The following is a 2880-nucleotide window of genomic DNA, read 5'->3' on the forward strand; positions in this document are numbered from 1 at the left end:
CCCCGGCAGGGCCAGCACCGGCCAGACCTGCAGGAAGTCGCCGGTCGCCACGTCTACCGGCTCGCCGGCTTTGCTACAGAGCTGGCTGTCACAGCCGGTTTTTTTCACCGACGGGGTGGGGGGCGATTCATGGGGGCGGTTTTTGTTCCCTCTGGGCAGGGGGAGGAGGCCGGCCAGCACCACGGCCCAGCGTAAGGCCCGGTCGCTGCTGAGCATGATGTCACAGACGCCTTCGGTCTCCCGGGTGAGGGCAATGGACGCCGCGCCGCTGTTGATATTCGCGTCACAGGTGGTGCGGTGGCCCAGCCGGGCAATGGGCTTGCCGTTGGCAAACACCGTTTTCGCGCCTTCGGCAATCACAGCCGGGCCGGGGTGGTCGCTGCAGGCAATTTTATCTCCGGCCCGGGCCACCGGTTGGCCTTCAAAAAAGACATTGGGCGAGCCTTCAATAATGGTGCCTTTATTCTGACCATATTGCCCGATAGCGGCCCCGATACCGGCTACCGCGCCGCCGGCAAAGCCGCCGGCTAATCCGGCCGCCGCGCCGGCAAGGATAGCGGCACCGACGCCGGCCGTCGCCACCACAAACGCAGCGGCGGCCACCGCCACGACGGCCCCCAGCAGGACGCCGCCCAGCGCGCCCCATAACCCGGCGCTTTTATTCTGGTGGGCAATCGCGTCCCCGAGCCGGGCGGGCGCACTCCCTTCGGTGGAGACGGTCTGCATGCCCATCGCGCGGGCGACCTGGTGGCCGATTTTATCGCCGACATCACTGCCGGCAGACGCGCCGACGGCCCCGGCGGCCAGGCCGGCGGCAAAGGGGGCGGCTGCGCCGGCGGCGACGGCATAAGCCCCGGCCGCCCCTATGGAAGCCTGGCTGAACGCCTCGCTTTCCAGAAAGGCCAGCGCCTTATCGGAACCCGATGTTGTCCTGGGGGTCCGGGGTGGCGTGGAGGGTGAGGGTTTAGCCGGGGCGGCGGCCTCGGGACCGGGAGGGGTTTGCCGTCGGGCAGCGCCGGCACCCACCCAGACATTTTGTAATAGGCTCATGACGACTCCCGGCGGTTAGGGTTCTTCACCCGGACGGGCTTGAAACGAGGTCATGATGGCCTGCATCTGCGCGCGCTGAGCCGGGGTCATGGCACCGTTGCAGGTGCCGGTCAGTATCAGCACCTGGTGTGGCAGGTTGAGCATCATCATCAGCTGATGCAGGGGGCCCTGCGGGGCGGCCCAGGTGAACTCGGCGGTCAGGGTGTCGCGGCCATTGAGCCGGCCGGGTTCCTGAGCGATAAGCTGCCAGTCTTTCAGCTGCTGACTGAGTGCCGTGATTTCGCGTTCGGCAAACTGGGGGAAATCGAGGCCCCAGGGCAGGGTGTCGCGGGACAGGGTAAAGCTGCTGCCGTTGTGGTCATCGGGGCTGGTGAGTACCAGCAGACTGACATCCCGCCAGTCGCGGGGCACGCTGAGGGTGCCGGCGTTAAAGTGAAAAGGGATGAAGGTATTTTCCTGGGTCATCGTATTTTCCTGCTAAAAAATGAGATAGAAAAAAGAAATTTATTTAATATGAAATCATTATTGGGCGTTCCACTTTCCGACTTCTGATAAAAGCAACTTCTTCCCTTGAGTAATTTCTAATATCCCGTCGAGATATATTGTATATGTCGTACCACGATTAATGAATTCATAACCATATAAGTTACAGGTCCCTGTCTGACAGTTTTTATTTAATGTTTTTCCTTTAAGTCTCAGCGTGGCGCTATCTTTTTTTCTTATTCCAGTATACACGACGTCATCACAAGTGACTTCACCTTCGGGGCAAAGAACATTAATAGTGATAATAAATTTTTCTGTTTCCAATGACGAAGTATAAGACGCAAACGATGTATACGAATGAGAAATAGAAATAATCCCAATAAGAATAGAAAATATTTTTTTTACCATTTTTCATAGACTCCATTATTAAATATTTTTAACTCAGCTGCTCGTCGGTTTATTAAGCCCTGATTGACCTTGCCTTGTGATTTATTCCATACTTTCCAGGCATCATCAATGCTGTCATAACCTGTCTTCGCATTTTCATCATTTATCATTTTGACAACAGATGATTTTTTGAATCCACCGATACCAATGTTATATGACAGCAAAACTAAAGCGTCGTACTCGTTTTGTTTTATTTCCTTTGTTATTCCATCATTCACCGCTTTTTCATAAGGTGCAAGAGTATCTTTGAAGAGCTGTTCTGCTTCATCTTTCGTAATGCCATTTTTATATGTATCCCATTCACTTTTTGAAATCAATTTACCATATCCGATAGTTGCCCCTTCAGTCCAGTTGTCTATATTTTTGCCTGTTTGGTCATTATATGGTTTCAATCGCAGTACTTCGATTTCTTTTAATAAATTCAATCCATCCTGGCTTATTGATTTTTCATTATCATCTGAAATAGCACTGCTTTTGGGTTGAGGTGATTGGCTTGTAGGTGTTGCCGTAATCGGACTATTTACAGGTACAGATGGTTTTTTTCCTCCCTGACTTGGCGAGGGTAAAATTATAGGAGCAGTATCAGGAGCAGGGGATTTAGTTATCGTCGCAGGTGGAACAACACTGCTTTGACCACTACCGTTATTTAAGCCAATTTTGGAACCATTAATCAACACCCCGTCGGCGTTCAGGGTAATGACTGAGCCGCCAAAGGTGAGTCTGATATGCGTCTGGGTCATCTCAATGCGGCCGGCGCCGACGGTCAGGGTGAGGTTGTCGCTGGCCGTATAGAGCTGGGTACCCTCGCCGGCGTTGCCCGCGGTGGCTTTGACCTGTATCTGGTTGGCTTCGGTGCTGCGCAGCCGGCAGACGGTTTCGGTGAGGCTGCCCTGCTCAATG

At 54.0% G+C, this 2880-nt stretch carries 4 protein-coding genes; all 4 read right to left on the reverse strand.

Features of this window, described 5'->3' with window-relative positions; translation table 11 throughout:
- The coding region (locus SLS51_RS22755) for a PAAR domain-containing protein (protein WP_323840772.1) at nt 1–1050 on the reverse strand (1050 nt) is incomplete at its 3' end.
- Nucleotides 1051–1065: 15 nt separating this feature from the next.
- On the reverse strand, nt 1066–1515 hold the full coding sequence (locus SLS51_RS22760) for a DcrB-related protein (protein ID WP_323840773.1): 450 nt from the start codon (nt 1513–1515) through the stop codon (nt 1066–1068).
- A 57-nt stretch (nt 1516–1572) separates the two neighbouring features.
- A complete protein-coding gene (locus SLS51_RS22765) occupies nt 1573–1941 on the reverse strand; it encodes a hypothetical protein (protein ID WP_323840774.1) in 369 nt (122 codons plus the stop codon).
- Nucleotides 1935–2880, reverse strand: a 946-nt coding sequence (locus SLS51_RS22770; RefSeq protein WP_323840775.1) for a lysozyme, incomplete at its 5' end; no start/stop codon positions are given. The genes SLS51_RS22770 and SLS51_RS22765, both read right to left, overlap by 7 nt.

This window comes from Photorhabdus africana (assembly GCF_035181445.1).
GTDB lineage: Bacteria > Pseudomonadota > Gammaproteobacteria > Enterobacterales > Enterobacteriaceae > Photorhabdus > Photorhabdus laumondii.